The 20,267-nt window shown below is 66.7% G+C and carries 14 protein-coding genes; 6 read left to right on the forward strand and 8 right to left on the reverse strand.

The genetic code is table 11. The annotated features are described in order from the left end of the window. Positions 1–6: 6 nt before the first annotated feature. Complete coding sequence (gene cydB / locus ARTB_RS09055) at positions 7–1,056, reverse strand: cytochrome d ubiquinol oxidase subunit II (protein WP_223917101.1); 1,050 nt, start codon at positions 1,054–1,056, stop codon at positions 7–9. Positions 1,057–1,118: 62 nt separating this feature from the next. Further along, on the reverse strand, positions 1,119–2,714 hold the full coding sequence (locus ARTB_RS09060; protein WP_243179398.1) for a cytochrome ubiquinol oxidase subunit I: 1,596 nt from the start codon (positions 2,712–2,714) through the stop codon (positions 1,119–1,121). Positions 2,715–3,033: 319 nt separating this feature from the next. On the opposite strand from ARTB_RS09060, the gene ARTB_RS09065 reads away from it, so the two are divergent. Together ARTB_RS09065 and ARTB_RS09070 are read left to right on the forward strand one after the other, a co-directional pair. Beyond that, the gene (locus ARTB_RS09065; RefSeq protein WP_018772400.1) at positions 3,034–3,420 is read left to right on the forward strand and encodes a BlaI/MecI/CopY family transcriptional regulator; all 387 of its coding nucleotides are present in this window, start codon (positions 3,034–3,036) and stop codon (positions 3,418–3,420) included. Positions 3,421–3,426: 6 nt separating this feature from the next. Further along, complete coding sequence (locus tag ARTB_RS09070; protein ID WP_243179400.1) at positions 3,427–4,416, forward strand: M56 family metallopeptidase; 990 nt, start codon at positions 3,427–3,429, stop codon at positions 4,414–4,416. Positions 4,417–4,519: 103 nt separating this feature from the next. On the opposite strand, the gene ARTB_RS09075 is transcribed toward ARTB_RS09070, so the two are convergent. Both ARTB_RS09075 and ARTB_RS09080 read right to left on the reverse strand, forming a co-directional pair. Next, a complete protein-coding gene (locus tag ARTB_RS09075; protein WP_243179406.1) occupies positions 4,520–6,046 on the reverse strand; it encodes a M20/M25/M40 family metallo-hydrolase in 1,527 nt (508 codons plus the stop codon). Positions 6,047–6,215: 169 nt separating this feature from the next. Continuing rightward, positions 6,216–8,324, reverse strand: a complete 2,109-nt coding sequence (locus ARTB_RS09080; RefSeq protein ID WP_018772397.1) for a DNA gyrase/topoisomerase IV subunit B — start codon at positions 8,322–8,324, stop codon at positions 6,216–6,218. Between the two features lie 250 nt (positions 8,325–8,574). Here ARTB_RS09080 and ARTB_RS09085 point away from each other — a divergent pair, with 250 nt between their 5' ends. After that, a complete protein-coding gene (locus ARTB_RS09085) occupies positions 8,575–8,796 on the forward strand; it encodes a DUF7455 domain-containing protein (RefSeq protein ID WP_026266251.1) in 222 nt (73 codons plus the stop codon). A 272-nt stretch (positions 8,797–9,068) separates the two neighbouring features. Here the strand turns inward: ARTB_RS09085 and ARTB_RS09090 are convergent, their stop codons facing one another. From ARTB_RS09090 to ARTB_RS09105, 4 genes are all read right to left on the reverse strand, one after another. After that, the gene (locus ARTB_RS09090) at positions 9,069–10,397 is read right to left on the reverse strand and encodes an RNA polymerase sigma factor (protein WP_028276426.1); all 1,329 of its coding nucleotides are present in this window, start codon (positions 10,395–10,397) and stop codon (positions 9,069–9,071) included. A gap of 283 nt (positions 10,398–10,680) precedes the next feature. Continuing rightward, complete coding sequence (locus ARTB_RS09095) at positions 10,681–12,189, reverse strand: DUF4192 family protein (protein WP_243179408.1); 1,509 nt, start codon at positions 12,187–12,189, stop codon at positions 10,681–10,683. 185 nt (positions 12,190–12,374) lie between these two features. Next, positions 12,375–13,706: an MFS transporter gene (locus tag ARTB_RS09100; protein ID WP_243179410.1), complete on the reverse strand. Its 1,332-nt coding sequence runs from the start codon at positions 13,704–13,706 to the stop codon at positions 12,375–12,377. Between the two features lie 34 nt (positions 13,707–13,740). Further along, positions 13,741–14,679, reverse strand: coding sequence for a proteasome assembly chaperone family protein (locus ARTB_RS09105; RefSeq protein ID WP_079553781.1), 939 nt, complete (start codon positions 14,677–14,679; stop codon positions 13,741–13,743). 375 nt (positions 14,680–15,054) lie between these two features. On the opposite strand from ARTB_RS09105, the gene ARTB_RS09110 reads away from it, so the two are divergent. The 3 genes from ARTB_RS09110 to sucB all read left to right on the forward strand — a co-directional run bounded on the left by ARTB_RS09110 (position 15,055) and on the right by sucB (position 20,142). Further along, on the forward strand, positions 15,055–16,581 hold the full coding sequence (locus tag ARTB_RS09110) for a leucyl aminopeptidase (RefSeq protein ID WP_243179420.1): 1,527 nt from the start codon (positions 15,055–15,057) through the stop codon (positions 16,579–16,581). Between the two features lie 267 nt (positions 16,582–16,848). Beyond that, a complete protein-coding gene (lpdA, locus tag ARTB_RS09115) occupies positions 16,849–18,234 on the forward strand; it encodes a dihydrolipoyl dehydrogenase (RefSeq protein WP_018772391.1) in 1,386 nt (461 codons plus the stop codon). A 126-nt stretch (positions 18,235–18,360) separates the two neighbouring features. After that, positions 18,361–20,142 (forward strand): 2-oxoglutarate dehydrogenase, E2 component, dihydrolipoamide succinyltransferase, encoded by a 1,782-nt coding sequence (gene sucB / locus ARTB_RS09120; RefSeq protein ID WP_243179422.1) that lies wholly within the window; start codon positions 18,361–18,363, stop codon positions 20,140–20,142. Positions 20,143–20,267 lie beyond the last annotated feature (125 nt).

A 20,267-nucleotide genomic window follows, 5' to 3' on the forward strand; every position in this document is an offset into this window, starting at 1 on the left:
GGGAAGTTAGTCCTTCGGTGCCAGCGCTTTGGCGGCGATCGCGGGAAGGAAGCTGTGCGCCTCCGGGATATGCGCTGCGCTCACCCGGCGCCGGAACACCCAGTACGTCCAGGCCTGGTACGCCAGGACCAGCGGCAGCCCGATGCAGGCCACAATGCTCATCAGGCCCAGGGTGTAGTCCGAGGACGAGGCGTTGGAGACGGTGAGATTGAACGCGGGATCCAGCGTGGACGGAAGAACCACGGGGAAGGCGGCACCGAAGATGGAGGCGCTGCCGAGCAGGAGAAAGGCGCCCAGCGACATGAAGGCACGGCCTTCGGCCCCCTTGCGGGCGAAATTCCACGCCAGGACCGCGGCGACGACGGCGGCGACCACGGCGGCGATGGTCCAGGCCTCGCCGCTGAGGAGCTGGAGGCTCACCGCCCAGCCGGCCATGGGCAGCAGCAGCACAGGCAGCAGCCGGACGAACCAGGCCCGCGCCCGGTGGCGTACCTCGCCGTCGGTCTTCAGCGCCAGGAACCCGAGACCGTGCAGGAGGGAGAATCCGACGACGGCGAGTCCGCCGAGCACGGCGTAACCGCTGAACCAGGCAAAGGGGCCGCCCTCGCGGTCGCCGTTGGCGTTCAGCGGCAGTCCCGTGGTGGTCAGGGCCAGTGCGGCGCCGACGCCGAAGGCCGCGACGAACGACCCTGCCGAGATGGCCCAGTCCCAGCGGGCGCGCCACCGGGGGTTGTCCACCTTGCCGCGGTATTCGAAGGCGACCGCCCGGAAAATGAGCGCCACGAGAACCAGCAGGAGTGGCAGGTACAGGGCGGAGAAAAGCGAGGCGTACCAGAGCGGGAACGCCGCGAAGGTGGCGCCGCCGGCGGTCAGGAGCCAGACCTCGTTGCCGTCCCAGACCGGGCCGATCGTGTTGATCAGGACGCGGCGTTCGGTGTTGTTCCGGGCGAACCCCTTCATCAGCATGCCGACGCCGAGGTCGAAGCCCTCGAGGAAGAGATAGCCCGTCCACAGCACCGCGATGGCAACGAACCAGATGGTGGGTAGCAGTTCCATGCTGAGAATCCTCTGCGTATTTTTCGTGTGGGTTGCTGGGTGGTGGGGTGCCGGGCGGGCGCCTAGTAGGCGAACGCCAGGACGTCGTCGTCGGGTTTGCCGGGACCGCCCCGGGGGGTGTTGTCCTCGTTTTCGTCAACGGGGGCGTGGGCAAGTTCCGGCATGGCCGAGGCCACGCCGCCGCGGATGTACTTGACCAGGAGCTTGACCTCCACCACCAGCAGCACAGCATAGATGGAGGTCAGGACCACGAGGGAGGTCAGGATCTCTCCGGCCGAGACTCCCGGTGAGACAGCCGCGGCGGTGAACATGAAGACCTGGTCGATGCCGCTGGGGTCCGGGTTGGGGGCGACGACGAACGGCTGGCGGCCCATCTCGGTAAAGATCCAGCCCGCCGCGTTGGCACCAAACGGTGCGAGGATCCCGAACACCGCCAAGCGCATGAGGCCGCGGGAGGCCGGCACGGTTCCCTTGCGGGTGGCCCACAGCGCCAGAAGGGCGGCGAGGGCGGCCACGCCGCCGAAGCCGATCATCATCCGGAAGCCCCAGTAGGTGACTTCCATGACGGGCACGTACTGGATTTGCTGTCCGGCGCGGTCGCCGTAGATGGGGTTGTCCGGCAGGGTAGTGCCGTACTTGTCCTGGTACTCGCCCAGCAGGCTGTTGACGCCCTTGACCTCCGTGGTGAAGTCGCCCTTGGCCAGGAAGGACAGGATGCCCGGGACCTCGATCACGGCCACGATGTCATCGCAGTTCTTGGCGCCGAGGTTGCCGACGCTGAGGACCGAGAAGCCGGTGCCATCATGGCAGGCTGCCTCGGCGGCGGCCATCTTCATGGGCTGCTGCTCGAACATGAGCTTGCCCTGCAGATCTCCGGTGACGGCGGTGCCCGCGAAGGAAATCATGGCGACGACGGCGCCGATCCTCAGCGAGCGGATCCAGACGGTGTGGTCGCTGCGGTCCCGGCCGAGGATGCCGGCGGCTTCGCCGGGGATCACCTTGCCGTCGGCCCCGATGGTGTCGATGCCGTCGTGGCGGCGGCGCCACAGGTGGTACCAGGCGATGCCGAGCAGGAACCCGCCGGCGACGGCGAGGGCACCGAAGAGAGTGTGGGGCACGGCGACCAGGGCCGTGTTGTTGGTGAAGACGGCCCACGCGTCGGTCATGACGGGGCGGCCGTTGACCATTTCGACGCCGACGGGGTGTTGCATCCAGCTGTTGGCCACGATGATGAAGTAGGCCGAGAAGACGGAGCCAATGACGGCGATCCAGAGGCAGGCCAGGTGGATGGCGGGCTTGAGCTGTTTCCAGCCGAAGATCCACAGGCCCAGGAAGGTTGACTCGACGAAGAACGCCAACAACGCTTCCAGGGCCAGCGGGGCGCCAAAGACGTCACCGACAAAGCGGCTGTACTCGCTCCAGGCCATGCCGAACTGGAACTCCTGCACGATTCCGGTGGCCACGCCCATGATGAAGTTGATCAGGAAGAGCTTGCCCCAGAATTTGGTCATGCGCAGATATTCGGGCTTGCCGGTACGGTACCAGAGCGTCTGGATCACAGCCACCACCAGCCCGAGGCCGATCGTGAGCGGCACCATCATGAAGTGGTAGACCGTGGTGATTCCGAATTGCCAGCGTGCGATTTCCAAGGCGTCCAAGGCAGTCCCTACTTTTGGCTAGGTCGGAGCAACTTCTACGTGGCGTAGAAGTGATTCTTCTACAGAGTGTAGAACACATCGTCGCTTCCCCGTAACTCAGACTCCCACGGCACGTCACGGCCTGCAATGGAAGAAAGCCCCTGTGCCGCCGCCCCGGGCCGGCGGCGCGACACGCCGGGCGGCCGTGTTCTACTTCATGTAGAAAGAATGCGCAAAACACGGTAAATTTGTAAACGAAGTATTCACATACACCGCCCCGGCAGGCACCAGCAGTTTCCCAGCATGACGCCGGCGCGGCAGGCATAGAAGGATGTACGCAATGGCAAGTCTCGGTGAACTGGAACGGGCAGTGATGGACCTGCTCTGGGCAGGCCAAGAAGCTGCGACAGCCAACACGCTGCGGGACCTCCTCGCACAAAGCACCCAGCCCCAGGACGGCAGCGCCGGACACGTGGGCAAAGACCTCGCGGTCACCACGGTGCTGACCGTACTCTCGCGCCTTGAGCGGAAGGGCCTGGTGGAACGCGAACGCGGCACCCGCCCGCACCGCTACCAGGCCGTCTCGAGCCGTGCGGACCACACCGCGGAACTCATGCACGAGGTCCTCGGCTCCGCTCCGGACCGCGAAGCCGTCCTGGCCCGGTTCATTGGTTCCGTCACGGATAACGAGGCAGAAACCCTGCGCAAGCTTTTGGGCCGCAGCTAGCGCCCGATGTTCTGGACCTCATATTTTCTGGCGGTCCTGGCGATAGCATTGGCGTGGCCGGTGCCTATCCTCCTTTCCCGTGCCCAGTGGCCGGCCCGCTCCCCCTTCACTGCGATGCTGTTGTGGCAGGCGATCGCGCTGGCCGGTGGCCTGTCCATGATCGGCGCCATGCTCGTTTACGGGCTCGAGCCGGTCGGGGACAACCTGCTCTCCGGCCTGCGGGCGCTGGCTGGCATGGTCTTCCACAATGCCCCCACCACGGAACTGGGCTTCTGGCACATCTTTGCGCTCTCGGCCGCGGCCCTGCTGACGGCGCACCTGGTATTTACCCTGCTGCTGACCTACTACAAGATCCAGCGCCAGCGCCGCCGCCACCGCGAGCTGCTGGACCTCCTGGCATCGCCGTCCTCCGACGGCCCGGGGACGATGGTCCTGAACGTGGACTCGCCTGTGGCGTACTGCCTGCCCGGCGGCGCACGGTCCGTGACGGTTCTCTCCGACGGCCTCATGGCCGCCCTGGAGCCCGATGAGTTGCGTGCCGTGCTGATTCACGAGAACGCCCACCTGAGCCAGCGCCACCACCTCCTGCTGTGGGCCTTCGCCGCGTGGCGCCAGGCGCTGCCGTGGCTGCCCACCACCCGGCTGGCGCAGGAGTCGGTCAACTCTCTGATCGAGATGCTGGCCGACGACGTCGCGCTCAAGACGGAGAGCAAGGCGACTCTGATCAGGGCGATTGCCATTGTGGCCAGCGGGTCCCCGGCCACCCCCGCGGTGCGCCTGGCGTTCGGCGAGCCCGGCGTGGCCGACGGCGACCCCAGCCAGCCCGGCGCCACCGGAGGCAGTGGCTCGGCGGGTACGACGGCGTCACGCGTCAGCCGCCTGCTCTCGCCGCAGCCGCCGCTGTCGGAACCGCTGCGCGCCGCTGTCCTGGCCTGCTGCGTGCTGCTGCTGGCCGTGCCGACGGCCCTGCTGCTGGTCCCGGGCCTGCTCGGCTAAGTCCGGCCCCCTGGCAGTCCTGTCATCCGGCCCCGACGCCGGACCGCCCCGCCACCGGAGCGGCGGAGCGGCCGGTTTCGCGCCAGGTTAGCCATCTGCGCCGCTATTTCAGCAGCTTGCTGGCCTTGAATTGGAGGTCGACGTTGCCGGACCCGTTGCCCTTGGACGTTCCGTTGATCGCCGAGGTGGTCATGGCGAAGGTCAGTGTCGAGTGGGCGATCGCGTCAGCCATTTGCTCCAGCACAGTGGTGTTGACGTTGGCGATGGTGTCGCAGGCCTGGTGGTAGCAGGCGTCATGCGCCACGTTCGGTGTCCCGCCGAACACTGCCGCTTCCGCCGCCGTCTTAAGGTCTTCCGCGCCGGTGAACAGGCCACCCGCCGGAATCCCGTTGTTGATGAACCCGGAGTAGTCCGAGCGCCCGTCGAACTGGGTCGGCGCAGTAGGCAGGTTCTGGGACTTGAAGTAGTCCAGGAAGACCTTCTCGACGAGCCCGGAGCCATTGGGGCCCTTCGTGCCGAAGGAGGAGCCGTCGCCGTCGTAGACGAACCGCACAAAGTTCGGCGAGCCGACCATGTCGAAGTTGAGGTTGACCGCGTGGGCCTTGATCTGGCTCGCCGTCAGCTGGGATGTGTAGAAGTCGGAGCCGACAAGTCCGGGTTCCTCCCCTCCCCAGAAGGCGAAGCGGACCCTGTTCACGGGGGTCTGGCCCGACTTCTTCAGCTGGATCGCCGTCTCGAGGATGGCGGCTGTCCCGGTGCCGTTGTCGTTGATGCCCGGCCCTTCCGGCACGGAATCCAGGTGCGCACCCACCAGGACGGTGCGGTCCGCGCGTCCGCCGGTGTCGGCCAGGATGTTGAACGAGGTCAGCTTGGTGACGGTGGAGTTCACGGCGAGGTGCATGCTCACGCCGTTCAGCCCGGCGAGTTCGGCGCCGGTGGCGAAGCTGGTGCTGACCACCGGGATACCTGCCTGAGGCGCGTCCAGCGTGCCGCCGAAGAGGGCAAAGCGCTCGTCCGCCGGGTCCGCATTGCCCTGGTTGAAGATGATGACGCCTGCCGCCCCGGCCGCGGCGGCGTTGTCCGCCTTGATCCGGAAGGTGCAGGTGCCGCGCTGGATCAGGGCGATGTTGCCCGCCGTGAACCCGCCGAAGTCGGCTGCCTCGCAGCCGCTGGTGGAGGCCCGGTCGCCGGCCAGGTTGATGTCGACGGCGCTCAGCGGGGCCGTGACGTTGCCGGAACCGGAATAGTTCATATCGAGGAAGCCGTCCGGGGCGTCATAGGCGTAGGTTCGCGGGGAGGGCGAGAGGCGCTCCATCGACGCCGAGACGGTGTCGTAGCGCTCGTAGGGGAAGGTTTGCCGGACCGGGGCGTAGCCGGCGGCCCACAACTTGCGCTCGATGTACTGGGCGGAGGCTTCGTATCCCGGAGTGCTGGCAGCCCGGGTGCCACCGTTGGCGTCCGCGACGGCCTGGAGGGCCGCGAGGTGTTTCATGATGTTTGTTGCCGACACGGCAGCGCGCAGGGGTGCCGTGTTTGTTCCGTTGTCAGCGAGTGCGGGCGGCGCAAGGCTGGCCGCCAGTCCGATCGAGGCGGCGATGGCCGCGCGGCGGATATTCCGGCGTTGCTTCATAGGGTTCTCCTGGATTCGGCTGCGGAATCCAATCCGGGCGTCCTTGCCCGCATGGGTGAGATGAAGCTATCGGAAGCACCTTGGGCAAAGGTTGAGAGAACCAGACGCCGGCGGAGCAGCCGCGACGGCACAGATTTCCGTCGCCGGGCCCGTCCCCGCCGACGGGACGTCAGGCGTCGATGCGCTCCCGGTCCAGGTTGGCGGCGCCTGCAATGATGAAGTCCTTGCGCGGCGCCACGTCCGAGCCCATGAGGAGGTCGAAAGTCTCTTCGGCCTGCTTGGCGTTCTCGATCCCGACCTTGCGGAGCGTCCGGTGCCGCGGGTCCATGGTGGTTTCGGCCAGCTGCTCGGCATCCATTTCGCCCAGCCCCTTGTACCGCTGGATCGGCTCTTTGTAGCGCTTGCCCTCCTTGGCGAGCCGCGCCAGCAGGACATGGAGCTCAGCCTCGGAGTAGGTGTAGATCATCTCGTTGGCCTTCTGGCCGGCGTTGACGACCTCCACACGGTGCAGCGGCGGGACGGCGGCGAAGACGCGCCCCTCGTCGATCATCGGACGCATGTAGCGGAAGAAGAGCGTCAGGAGCAGGGTCCGGATGTGGGCGCCGTCGACGTCGGCGTCGGTCATCAGGATCACTTTGCCGTACCGGGCGGCGCTGATGTCGAACGTGCGGCCGGAACCAGCCCCCACCACCTGGATCAGGGCAGCGCACTCGGCGTTGGAGAGCATGTCCCCCACCGAGGCCTTCTGGACGTTGAGGATTTTGCCGCGGATCGGCAGGAGCGCCTGGAAGTCGGAGGACCGCGCCAGCTTGGCGGTGCCGAGTGCGGAGTCGCCTTCGACGATGAACAGTTCGGAGCGTCCGACGTCGTCGGTGCGGCAGTCGGCGAGCTTGGTGGGCATGGAGGAGGTTTCCAGCGCATTCTTGCGGCGCTGGGTTTCCTTGTGGACCCGCGCCGAGATGCGGGACTTCATCTCGCTGACGATCTTTTCCAGCAGCAGCGCGGACTGGGCCTTGTCGTTGCGGTTGGCGGAGGTCAGCTTCGCGGTGATCTCCTGTTCCACCACCTTGGCCACGATCGCCCGGACGGCGGAGGTGCCCAGGATTTCCTTGGTCTGGCCCTCGAACTGCGGTTCGGCCAGCCGGACGGTCAGGACCGCGGTCAGGCCGGCGAAGATGTCGTCCTTTTCGATCTTGTCGTTGCCGGCCTTGAGCTTGCGGGCATTGGTCTCCACGGCCTTCCGGAAGGTCTTGAGCAGGGCCTGCTCGAAGCCGGACTGGTGGGTGCCGCCCTTGGGCGTGGAAATGATGTTGACGAAGGTCCGGACCGTGCTGTCGTAGCCGATCCCCCAGCGCAGCGCGACGTCGACCTCACAGTCGCGTTCGACCTCCGCGAGCTGGCTGTGGCCCTTTTCGTCGAGGACGGGGACGGTTTCCTTGAATTTCCCGGCACCATGGAGACGCCAGATATCCGTGACGGCGGGGTCGGCGGCGAGGAAGTCGACAAATTCGGAGATGCCGCCGTCGTGGTGGAAAACCTCTTCATGCGGGCCCGATTCTCCGGGCGTGCCGGCAATCCTGCGTTCATCCCGGACCGTGAGCTTCAGCCCGGGGACCAGGAACGAGGTCTGGCGCGCACGCGCGGCGAGGTCATCGTAGGAGAATTTGGCGTCGGGCGTGAAAATCTGCCGGTCCGCCCAGTAGCGGATCCGGGTTCCGGTCACGCCGCGCTTGGCCTTGCCCACGACATCGAGCACAGAGCCGTCGATGAAGGGTTCGAAGAGAGTCGCGGGGTCCGGCTTGGTGCCCGGATCCTTGAACCGGCCCGGTTCCCCCCGGCGGAAGGACATCTTGTATGTCTTGCCGCCGCGGTCCACTTCGACGTCGAGGCGGGCCGAGAGCGCGTTGACCACCGAGGCGCCCACGCCGTGCAGGCCGCCGGAAGCGGTGTAGGAGCCGCCGCCGAACTTTCCGCCGGCGTGCAGTTTGGTGAAGACGACCTCGACGCCGGTCAGCCCGGTTTTCGGTTCGACGTCCACGGGGATGCCGCGGCCGTCGTCGTGGATCTCGACCGAGTTGTCCGCGTGGAGGATGATCTTGATGTCGTGGCCGAAGCCGGCGAGGGCCTCGTCGACGGAGTTGTCGATGATTTCCCAGAGGCAGTGCATGAGGCCGCGGGAGTCCGTGGAGCCGATGTACATGCCCGGGCGCTTACGGACGGCCTCGAGGCCCTCCAGCACGGAGAGGTGCCGGGCGGTGTAATCAGAACTGGGTGCCACGGGTCGTGAACTCCTTAGAGGATCGGGACAGCCACCGCAGCGTGCGCAGACGGCAGTCACAGAATTTGACGCTCTTCCTAGGTTAGTCGGACTCCGGGTGATCGATGGTCTGCCACTCCCCGCGGGGGCTCTCCGGCCACCCGCCGTTACTGAGACGTGATACGCGGACAGCGAAAGTAGGCCATCCGTGCCATGGTTTGGCCACGAATGCTGGTTATATAGGTATACCGATCTACTAAGGAGGCCGAACATGACAACAGCAGTTGCGGACCGCACACTGACCGCCGCAGACCGGTGCGATCGTTGCGGAGCACAGGCATATGTCCGAGTTGTTCTCGGTGCCTCCGGCGGTGAGCTTCTTTTCTGCGGCCACCACGCACGCGCCGTAGAACCGACCCTCAAGCCGCTCAGTTCAGACTGGCATGATGAGACTGACCGCCTTCACCAGAAGGCTCCGGTTCCGGTCGACTAGACCGCACCGGCTTCAGCCCGGCACCCTACAGGGTTCCCGGCGACCTGAGACCACTGCATCAGGGCCCCTCCATACCGGAGGGGCCCTGATTCGTTAAGTGCTGATTCGTTAAGTGCTGGTTCGTCAGGTGCCGGTTCGCTTAGGTGCCGTGCACCCCGCCGCAGCGGCAAAAAGCAATGCGGGGTCCCTTCCGGCCCGTTCCTCCGGTGAGGATGGGCGGGAAGCGACCCCGCATTGCTGGGAACCTTTACCCGGTCTGCGACCAGTGGCGCTTAGTCCAGGTAGTCGCGCAGGACCTGTGAGCGCGACGGGTGCCGCAGCTTGGACATGGTCTTGGATTCGATCTGGCGGATGCGCTCACGCGTCACACCGTAGACCTTGCCGATTTCGTCTAAAGTCTTCGGCTGGCCGTCGGTAAGGCCGAAGCGCATTGCTACCACGCCGGCTTCGCGCTCGGAGAGGGTGTCCAGCACCGAGTGCAGCTGTTCCTGCAGCAGGGTGAAGCTCACGGCATCCGCGGGAACCACGGCTTCGGAGTCCTCGATGAGGTCGCCGAATTCGGAGTCGCCGTCCTCGCCAAGGGGGGTGTGCAGCGAGATGGGCTCGCGGCCGTACTTCTGGACCTCCACGACCTTTTCCGGGGTCATGTCGAGTTCGAGGGCCAGTTCCTCCGGGGTGGGTTCGCGGCCGAGGTCCTGCAGCATCTGGCGCTGGACGCGGGCCAGCTTGTTGATGACTTCCACCATGTGCACCGGGATGCGGATGGTGCGGGCCTGGTCGGCCATGGCGCGGGTGATCGCCTGGCGGATCCACCAGGTGGCGTAGGTGGAGAACTTGAAGCCCTTGGTGTAGTCGAATTTCTCGACCGCACGGATCAGGCCCAGGTTGCCTTCCTGGATCAGGTCCAGGAACAGCATGCCGCGGCCGGTGTAGCGCTTGGCCAGCGAGACGACGAGGCGGAGGTTGGCCTCCAGCAGGTGGTTCTTGGCCCGTTTGCCGTCGTGGATGACGAATTCGAGCTCGCGCTTGAGTTTCGGGTCCATAGTGCCGTCGTCGGCGGCGATCTTTTCTTCAGCGAAGAGACCGGCCTCGATCCGCAGGGCCAGGTCTACTTCCTGTTCGGCATTCAGCAGGGCGACCTTGCCGATCTGCTTCAGGTAGTCCTTGACGGGGTCGGCAGTGGCGCCGGCAGACATAACCTGCTGCACCGGAGCGTCGTCGTCGTCGGCGTCGGAGTAGACGAAGCCGGAGCCGGTGGTGGCCGCGGCCTTGCCGGCGACTTCCTCGCCTTCTACTTCGTCGCCGAGCTCGGCGGCGTCGGGCGTGATGTCGTCGAGATCCTCTTCGGCGTCGACGTCATCGTCAGACGTACTGGCAGAGTTGCCGGCGGCTTCTGCCGCGGCTTTCGCGCCGGGCTTGGGCCCGCGCTTCTTGGGCTCAGGCTTGGCGACGGTGTCGCCACCCTCTGCGGAAGCGGCGTCCTTGACAGCCTTGTTGGCTGCGCGCGTAGCGGCGCGCTTGGCGTTGGTCGCCGCCTTCTTCTCCTCAGGGGACAATTCGGCCTGGTCGGCGGGTTCCTTCTTCGCGGAAGACGGGGTCACTGAAAACCTTTCTAGCTGCGGTCTGCGGAATCACCATACGGGCAACACCACTATGACCCTGTCAAGTCCGTGTTCAACATCAGGTGCAACCACGACCAGCAGAGCCACTTAGTAGAACTGCTGGCGCGGCCTTAATGTTCCCTGTTTCCAAGGATCATTTAGGGCACTTGATACACGGACCCAACCGGGTCTCGGCAACCATTGTCTCACGGTTTTCAGGCCGGGTGCCTTTCGCGACGCCGGGTCGACGATATCGCGGCGGCTCGCACGCCGCGTCAGGACCTCATGCCGCGTCCGGGGCAAACTTCTGCCAGGCCGCCTCCCGCCTGGCAGCCCAGCCGCAAAGGGTGCCGCGCCGGCCAAGCTCTGCCAGCAGTTCCGCGAGCCTGTATCCCGGGTGGCCCTGCAAGGCCTGACGGTAGAGCGCGTCGGCGTAGGAGCCGCGGCCACGGCACCATTCGATCCAGCCCCGCGCCGTCACGGCGGCTGCCGTTGCTTCCCCGTCACCAAGGCGGCCGAGCCGTTCCAGGACCCGCTCGAGCCCGACCATCAGGGTCCAGTCCGGAACCGACGGCGCCAGTCCGAGCAGGACTTCCCCGTAACCGGGAACAGCTCCGGCTGCAGGCACGGCGCCGGCGGCGGACCCGCCGCTGCCGGGTGCCACCGGCAGGGGCATCCGCGGAGCGGTCCTGGACCGGGAAGTGCGGCCGGACATTGGACCCGGCAGGGGGCTGGGCGTCGGTCGGGGCCGTGAGGCGGGCGTGTTATCGGGGAAAGCGGCGGACCCGGGGTCTGGGTCGAAGATACCGAAGTCCTCGGCGCCGCGTTCGGCCGCGGACCGTCCGGCGGCCGCCATCACCAGGACCGCATCCCGCCATGACGGAATGCACAGGCTGGCCCGCAGGTAGCCGGCGAGTTCCGGTGAGAGCTGAAGCGGCCGGCCAATGGTCCAGGGATCGGGCGTCCCGGAGCCGGTGGTCCCGGCGTCGGTCCCGGCGTCGGGCGTCCCGGAGCCGGTGGTCCCGGCGTCGGTCCCGGCGTCGGGGACGGCACCCCTAGCCACGTCACCCGGGGTGGGGACCGGAAGGGGCTCCTGGCCAATGGCGGCCTGCATGGCCATCATCCAGACATCGAGGACCTGGTCGAATTGGGCCCGGTCCCGCCGTCGCGGGGAGAATTGCTCCGCCCAGCCGCACTCGGCAAGGCTCACCGCGGGGTCCACCGGCAGCGGCGCCGGGCTGGTCCCCTGGGTGCCGGGGACCGCGCCGACGCTGCTGCCGCGGTAGACCATCTCGGCGTTGAGCCTGCTGTTCCTGATCTGCTCGACCGGACGGCCGGGCATCCCACAGCAGTCCGGATCGCTGCAGTGTGCGTTGCGCCAGAACTCAGTACCGATAATCCAGGCATCCCTCAACGGCAATCCGGCTGCCTCAAGGGCAAGCTCGAGTTCTTTGAGCAGGTCCGCCCACGCATGGCCGTCGCCGGCGCTGTCCGTCTCCGTGTCGGCGTCGGCGTCGGAGTCGGCGTCAGTGAAGAAGGCCAGCAGCGAACCGTCGGCCGCGTCGTCCGCCTGCAGATAGGCCACGACATTTCGTGCGAAGCCGGCCAGCATGTCCCTCCGGCCTGAGCCGCCTCCGGGCACGGGGAGGTCGACCCGCAAGGTGGCTCCGAGGCGTTTGCCCTGCAAGGTCATGGCCACGAGGCTGTTTTCCGGCCAGTAGCCGAGGGAGTGCGGGATGAAGCCCAGGATGTCTTCGGGGCCGGTGATTCTCAGGTGATCGGGAGCTGTCATAAGCCCAGCTTCGCGGCGGCCGCGTCCCCGGCGACAGTACCGGGTTGCGCTATGTGGATAAACGACGGTGGATAGACGACCGGGGATAGCCATCCGTGGATAAGCAACAGTGACTGGACGCACAAAGGCACGAACGCCTGATGAGAATCGCCGGCAGACCAGCCCATACCGCCCAAACAGCTGGTTCAGGGCGTGCGGCGGCGCTCCGCGACCAGCCTGCGCTGCTCGGCCAGGGACTTGAGCAGCGGCGGAACCATGACTCCCTGGGCCGCCATCTGGCGTCGGACCTTCCGCCGGGTCACCATGATGGCTCCTGCTCCCCCGGCCAGCAGCAGGAACTGCACGCTCAGGGCCACGCGGAACGGATCCAGGCCGTAGAGCTCCCCCTGCGAGAACCCGGAGGCATGCAGGACGTCGAGCACCAGCCCGATCAGGTAAATGGACACGAGCGCGGCGATGAAGCCACCCACGTTGACGATCCCGGTGGCGGTGCCGAGCCGGTGGGCCGGGTTGAAGGTCCGGGCGAAATCGAAGCCGATCATGGAGCCGGGGCCGCCGACGGCGAGTGTCACCACCAGCGCAGCCAGGAGCCAGAGCGGCGCGCGTCCCGGCACCAGCAGAACCGCCGCCCAGGCGGCAGCCGTGCATCCGGAAATGAGCAGCACCATAGTGGAGCGCCGCAGCGGATGCCGGGCAACGAATCGGCCCATCAGGGGTCCGGCGGCGATGGCGCCGGCGACGTACAGCGCCATGAGGGCCGAGACCGTGCCGCGGTCCAGTCCCTCGGCGGAAATCAGGAAAGGGTAGCCCCACGTCATGGCAAAAACGGTGCCGCTGAACTGGACGGTGAAGTGGCTCCACAGCCCGAGCCGGGTCCCGGGTTGCCGCCAGGCGTGTCCCAGCGAAATGCCGGTGGCGCGCAGCCCCTGGGACTGTGCCGGTGCGGAGTGCCCGGGCGGAAGGTCCTGGAGCAGGATCAGCACCAGCACGACGGCGAGGCCGGACATCGCGGCGAGCGTCAGGAAGGCCGGCGTCCACCCCGCGGAGTGCAGGATCATGGCGAACGGCACCACGCTGAAGAGCTGGCCGAGCTGGCCGGACATGCCGGTCAGCTGCGTCAGGAGGGGGACGCGCCCCGGGGCGAACCAGAGCGGGATGAGCCGGATGACGGAAATAAACGTCATGGCGTCACCGGCGCCCACCAGCACACGTCCCAGGACTCCGCCGGGAATGTTGTCGGCAAACGCCAGCTGAAGCTGGCCGAGTCCCATCAGGACACCACCGCCCGCCAGCATCGCGCGGGAGCCAAACCGGTCCACCAGAATGCCCACAGGAATCTGCAGCGCCGCATAAACCAGCAGCTGCAGCACGGTGAAGAAGGAGATCTCCGCGGCACTGGCGTGGAAGCGTTCCGTTGCCTCCAGGCCGACCACCCCGAAGGAGGTCCGTTGGCTGACCGCCACGAGATAGGCGAAGATCCCGACGATCCAGATCAGCCAGGCGCGGGGAGAGGTCACTCCCCCATTATGCCCGGCTCAGGATAAATAGTATTTATTCGCCGGGTTCTTTACGGGCCAGGTACGCCTCGACGGCGGCACCAAGGGCGTCGGCGTTGGGCAGCTGGTCGTTCTCGTCTGCCAGCAGCGACCTCCGGACCGTCCCCTCGGCCTTTTCGTCGTACCGGGTCTCCAGCCGTGAGACCACCTGCTGGACCTCCTCGGATGCCTCGATCTGCTCGGCAATCTGCCGGCCCACCTCGCGTCCCGCCTCGCGCAGACGGTCGGTCGGCAGCATGAGCGACGTTGCCGCGCCCAGGTACTCGAGCCCGGCGACGGCGGCCGTGGGGTATTCGGCTTCGGCCAGGTAGTGCGGCACATGGATCACATAGCCGGCGATGTTCCGGCCGGCCTCCGTCAGCCGCAGCTCCAGGATGTGGCCCACCGCGGCCGGCACCTCCACTGTGGGCTTCCAGACAGAGATTCCCTCGATCAGCTCCGGCCGGTTGCCGTGCACGGTCACACCGACCGGCCGGGTGTGGGGAACGGGCATCGGGATCGAATGGATCCAGGTGACGAGGTTGACGTCGAGCTCCTCAACGAGACCGACGACGGCGCGCGCGAAGCGCTCCCATTGCAGGTCCGGCTCGAACCCGGCAAGGAGCAGGAACGGGCTGCCCAGTCCGTCGACCAGCCGGTAGAGCGCCAGGCTCGGTGCCTGGTAGTCCTGCAGGTGGTCCTCGACGAAGCTGACCTGCGGGCGCCGGGACCGGTAGTCGATCAGCTGGTCGGCGTCGAACTCGGCGATCATCTCGGCATCGAGCGTGTCCAGCAGTTCAGCGGTGATCTGCCGGACCACGTGGCCCGCGTCGGCGAAGCCGGTGAACCCCATGACGAGGTTGAGTCCGCGCAGTTCGGTGCTGGAGAACAGCGCGTCATCACGGATATAGAGCGACTGGGGATCCAGCAAAGAGCCGGAAATCCGTTCAATCACGGCGTGTTCCTTTCACGATGGCGGCGGTGGGAGAAGCGGGGCGCAATCCGCCATTCGGGCGGTGCCTGACAGAACGGCCAGTCAGGCGCATCCTGCCGGCCAGTCCCATGAAGCACTCACCGCTCCGCAGCGTCTCTACCAATACAACGCCCCGGCACCCGGGCTAATTCCTGCCCGGGGTGTGCTCCAGCTCTCATTCGATTGAATTTCCGCACGGTCGAGAGACTACGATCGGTGATGGCCCTAGGGCCTGTTTTGCAGACACCGGGTTGCGTCCCAAACCGACGGCGCCCCGGGATCCGTGGCAGGACGCCAAACATGCAGTTCCTGCCGAATATCACCGAGAACCATCACAGAGAATTGAGGACTGTCCTCGTGGTCAAGAATAGTGAAGTCAAACTTAGTGCAGTCGCAGGGGATTTGAAGAAGTCCCCCAGCGATGCCCTCGTCATCGGCGTCGGACAGGGTCCTGACGGCCCCGTTCTGCTCGACAATCCGCTGACGGCCAAGGCCGCGGAGGCCCTGGCGGAATCACTGAGCGTTCTTGGCATCACCGGCGCGGCGGACCAGGCTCACCGGCTGCCCGGCCTGCCCGAGGCGGGAGCGACCATCCTGCTGCTCGCCGGCGTCGGCAAGCTTTCCGCCACGAAGCCGCTCTCCGAGGAGGCACTGCGCCGTGCCGCCGGCTCGGCCGTCCGCCAGCTGGCCGGCGTCGCCACCGTCACCCTGGCCCTGCCCACGACCACCCTGGCCGAGGTCGCGGCGGTCGCCGAGGGCGCCGCGATGGGCGCCTACTCCTACACGGAGTTCCGGTCCTCCAAGGACGGGCTCAAGGACCCGGTGAAGAACGTCATCATCCGCACCGACTTCGCCACGGACAAGGCGCTGGCGCCGGTCCTGAACCGGGCATCCCTGATCGGCACGGCCGTGAACGCGACCCGCACGCTGGTCAACCAGCCGCCGAGCCACCTCTACCCCGAGTCCTTTGCCGACGCCGCCAAGGAACTGTCCAAGGGCCTGCCGGTGAAGGTGACCGTCTGGGACGAGAAGCGTCTTGAGAAGGAGGGATTCGGCGGCATCCTCGGCGTCGGCAAGGGCTCCACCCGGCAGCCGCGCCTCGTAAAGGTCGAATACGCCCCGGCGAAGGCCACGGCCAAGATCGCCCTCGTGGGCAAGGGCATCACCTTTGACACGGGCGGCATCTCCATCAAGCCGGCCCTGGGCATGGGCGACATGAAGTCCGACATGGCGGGTGCCGCCGTCGTCCTCAACACCGTCCTGGCCCTCGCGGGCCTCGGGCTGCCCGTCAAGGCGACCGCGTGGCTCTGCATCGCCGAGAACATGCCCTCCGGCGCTGCACAGCGCCCGGCGGACGTCCTGACGATGTTCGGCGGCAAGACCGTCGAGGTCCTCAACACCGACGCCGAGGGTCGCCTGGTCATGGCCGATGGCATCGTCGCCGCCAGCCAGGAATTCCCGGACGCCATCATCGACGTCGCAACCCTCACCGGCGCCCAGCTCATTGCCCTGGGCGACCGCACCGCCGGCGTGATGGGTTCCGACTCCCTCACCGGCGCCATCAAGACCGCCGCGGACCGGGCCGGCGAGCTCGTCTGGCCCATGCCGCTGCCGGAAGAACTCCGGGCCAGCCTCGACTCCCAGGTCGCCGACATCGCCAACATTGGCGAACGCCACGGCGGCATGATGACCGCGGCCGTCTTCCTGCGCGAGTTCGTCGGCAAGGGCAAGGACGGGGAACAGATCCCGTGGGCGCACATCGACATCGCCGGCCCGTCGTTCAATAACGGCAGCCCCTACGGCTACAACCACAAACAGGGCACGGGCAGCACCGTCCGCACCCTGGTGGCCTACGTCGAGGACATCCTCACCAAGACCGTCTAGCGCGCATCGCGGCTTTGTGGCCGGGGCGGCGATGCCTTCCCGGCCACAAAGGCGCGTGACACTGGACACAAGCGCTCCACAAACGCCATGGCAAGGTGGAGCATGTATTAGTGGTTCGCTAAGGTAAACCTTGTTTCCCAGAAGCAGACCCCAATGTAGTAGTCACAAATGAAAGGGAACCGGCCGGCTGGCACAATCACAGCAGACAGGTTCCAAGACCAGATGATGCGTACTCTCGTGTCATCGTTCACGCGAGGGAGCGTTTTAGTGGCCGATCAGGCAACTGCGCAAGAATTCGACATCCTGGTACTCGGCGGCGGCAGCGGCGGCTACGCCACCGCACTGCGTGCTGTCCAGCTTGGCCTCACCGTCGGCCTCATCGAAAAGGGCAAGCTCGGCGGCACCTGCCTGCACAACGGCTGTATCCCCACCAAGGCCCTGCTGCACTCGGCAGAGCTGGCGGACCACGCCCGCGACTCGGCCAAGTACGGCGTCAACGTGACCCTTGACAGCATCGACATCACGGCTGTCAACGCTTACAAGGACGGCATCATTGCCGGCAAGTTCAAGGGCCTGCAGGGTCTGATCAAGGGCAAGAAGGGCATCACCGTCATTGAGGGTGAGGGCAAGCTTCAGGGCACCGACACCGTCGTCGTGAACGGCACCGCGTACAAGGGCAAGAACATTGTCCTCGCGACCGGCTCGTACTCCCGCACCCTGCCGGGCCTGGAAATCGGCGGCAAGGTCATCACCTCCGACGAAGCCCTGACCATGGATTACATCCCCAAGAGCGCGATCATCCTGGGCGGCGGCGTGATCGGCGTCGAGTTCGCTTCGGTCTGGAAGTCGTTCGGCGTCGACGTCACGATCGTCGAAGGCCTCCCGTCGCTGGTTCCGAACGAGGACGCCACGATCGTCAAGGCCTTTGAGCGCGCCTTCAAGAAGCGCGGCATCAAGTTCTCCACCGGTGTCTTCTTCCAGGGCGTCGAGCAGAACGACGACGGCGTCAAGGTCACCCTCGTGGACGGCAAGACCTTCGAGGCCGACCTCCTGCTCGTCGCCGTCGGCCGCGGCCCCGTCACGGCGAACCTCGGCTACGAAGAGGCCGGGATCACGATCGACCGCGGCTTCGTCATCACCAACGAGCGCCTCCACACCGGCGTCGGCAACATCTTCGCCGTCGGCGACATCGTCCCCGGCGTGCAGCTCGCGCACCGCGGCTACCAGCAGGGCATCTTCGTCGCCGAAGAGATCGCCGGCCTGAAGCCGGTCATCGTCGAGGACGTCAACATCCCCAAGGTCACCTACTCCGAACCCGAGATCGCCACTGTCGGCTACAGCGAGAAGGCCGCCAAGGAGAAGTTCGGCGAGGACCAGATCCAGACCCAGGAATACAACCTGGCCGGCAACGGCAAGAGCTCCATCCTGGGCACGTCCGGCCTGGTCAAGCTGGTCCGCCAGAAGGACGGCCCCGTCGTCGGCGTCCACATGATCGGCGCCCGCATGGGCGAGCAGATCGGTGAAGCACAGCTGATTGTGAACTGGGAAGCCTACCCGGAGGACGTGGCCCAGCTGGTCCACGCCCACCCCACCCAGAACGAATCCCTGGGCGAGGCGCATCTGGCGCTGGCGGGCAAGCCCCTCCACGGCTAGCAGCTCCGCCCGCACCACCGCATGAACTCCGAGCTTGGTGCACCCGGCCCGAAAAGCCGGGTGCACTAAGCTCGACCAAGGCAGCAATCATCCGCACTAAAGATCAATAAGGAGAACGGGGACGACATGTCTGAATCCGTTAACTTGCCCGCCCTCGGTGAGAGCGTCACCGAAGGAACCGTCACCCGCTGGCTCAAGCAGGTCGGTGACCGGGTAGAGGTGGACGAGCCGCTGCTCGAAGTCTCCACCGACAAAGTAGACACCGAGATCCCCTCTCCGATCGCCGGCGTGATCGAGGAAATCCTCGTCGCCGAGGACGAGACCGCTGAAGTTGGCGCCCCGCTGGTCCGCATCGGCTCCGGCGACGCCGCCCCGGCCGCGGCAGAGGCTCCGGCCGCGGCAGAGGCTCCGGCCGCGGCCGCCGAAGAGGCCCCGGCTCCCGCCGCAGCGGCGCCGGCCGCAGAAGCGGCTCCCGCGGAGACTCCGGCCACCGAGGCCCCTGCCGCCGCTCCGGAATCTGCTCCGGCAGGTGAAGGACACGACGTCACGCTGCCTGCCCTGGGTGAAAGCGTCACCGAAGGCACTGTTACCCGCTGGCTGAAGAGCATCGGCGACACCGTAGAGGTCGACGAGCCGCTGCTCGAGGTTTCCACCGACAAGGTCGACACCGAAATCCCGTCCCCGGTTGCCGGAACCCTCCTGGAAATCCGCGTCAACGAGGACGAGACGGCCGAGGTCGGCTCCGTTCTGGCCGTCATCGGTTCCGGCGCCGCGGCACCGGCAGCACCGGCGCCCGCTGCGGCCCCCAAGCAGGATGCAGCACCGGAAGCTCCCAAGCAGGAAGCGCCGGCCGCCCCCGCCCCGGCAGCAGCACCGGAGGCTCCCAAGCAGGAAGCTCCCGCAGCAGCCGCTCCGTCAGCGCCCGCCGCCCCGGCAGCTCCCGCGCCTGCGGCAGCAGCTGCCGCACCGGCAGAGTCCGGCTACGTCACTCCCCTGGTCCGCAAGCTGGCCAACCAGCAGGGCGTCGACATCGCGGCCCTCACAGGCACCGGCGTCGGCGGCCGCATCCGCAAGCAGGATGTGCTGGCAGCTGCCGAGGCAAAGGCAGCGCCGGCCGCAGCCCCCGCCGCATCTGCGCCGGCAGCCGCCTCGACCACTGTGCCGACTTCAAGTGCTGCATCCTCGCTGCGCGGCACCGTGCAGAAGGCCCCGCGCATCCGCCAGGTCATTGCCCGCCGCATGCGCGAGTCACTGGACATCTCCACCCAGCTGACCCAGGTCCACGAGGTCGACATGACCAAGGTTGCCAAGCTGCGCGCCAAGGCCAAGAACTCCTTCCAGGCACAGAACGGCTCCAAGCTGACCTTCCTGCCCTTCATCGCCAAGGCTGTTGCCGAGGCCCTGAAGCAGCACCCGAAGGTCAATGCCTCCTACGACGAGGACAAGCAGGAGATCACCTACCACAACGCCGAGCACCTGGCGATTGCGGTGGACACCGACAAGGGCCTGCTGGTTCCGGTCATCTCGGACGCCGGCAACCTGAACCTGGCCGGCCTGGCCGGCAAGATTGCCGACGTCGCCGACCGCACCCGCAACGGCAAGATCGGCCCGGACGAGCTCTCCGGGGGCACCTTCAGCATCACCAACATCGGTTCGGTGGGCGCCCTGTTCGACACCCCGATCATCAACCAGCCGCAGGTTGCCATCCTCGGCACCGGCGCGATCGTCAAGCGGGCCGTAGTGGTCGCCGACGAGAACGGCGATGACTCGCTGGCCATCCGTTCGATGATGTACCTCTCCCTGACGTACGATCACCGCCTGGTCGACGGCGCCGACGCAGGACGCTTCCTGCAGACGCTGAAGGCACGCCTTGAGGAAGGCGCCTTCGAGGCCGACCTCGGACTCTAGGGTCTAGAAGCACACTGACGGCGACGGCGGTGCGGGCTTCGGTGGGAAACCACCGGGCGCCCGTGCCGCCGTCGCCGTTTTTGCTGTTCCTCCCCGGGGCCGCGGCGGGTCCTACTACGGTGCGT

It is taken from the genome of Arthrobacter humicola, from assembly GCF_022803015.1.
Lineage (GTDB): Bacteria > Actinomycetota > Actinomycetes > Actinomycetales > Micrococcaceae > Arthrobacter > Arthrobacter humicola_A.

Bases quoted from the DNA above. Each gene is read 5' to 3' on its own strand.
- cydB (WP_223917101.1), bottom strand. From the start codon at position 1,056: ATGGAACTGCTACCCACCATCTGGTTCGTTGCCATCGCGGTGCTGTGG.
- ARTB_RS09065 (WP_018772400.1), top strand. From the start codon at position 3,034: ATGGCAAGTCTCGGTGAACTGGAACGGGCAGTGATGGACCTGCTCTGG.
- ARTB_RS09070 (WP_243179400.1), top strand. From the start codon at position 3,427: ATGTTCTGGACCTCATATTTTCTGGCGGTCCTGGCGATAGCATTGGCG.
- ARTB_RS09075 (WP_243179406.1), bottom strand. From the start codon at position 6,046: ATGAAGCAACGCCGGAATATCCGCCGCGCGGCCATCGCCGCCTCGATC.
- ARTB_RS09085 (WP_026266251.1), top strand. From the start codon at position 8,575: ATGACAACAGCAGTTGCGGACCGCACACTGACCGCCGCAGACCGGTGC.
- ARTB_RS09095 (WP_243179408.1), bottom strand. From the start codon at position 12,189: ATGACAGCTCCCGATCACCTGAGAATCACCGGCCCCGAAGACATCCTG.
- sucB (WP_243179422.1), top strand. From the start codon at position 18,361: ATGTCTGAATCCGTTAACTTGCCCGCCCTCGGTGAGAGCGTCACCGAA.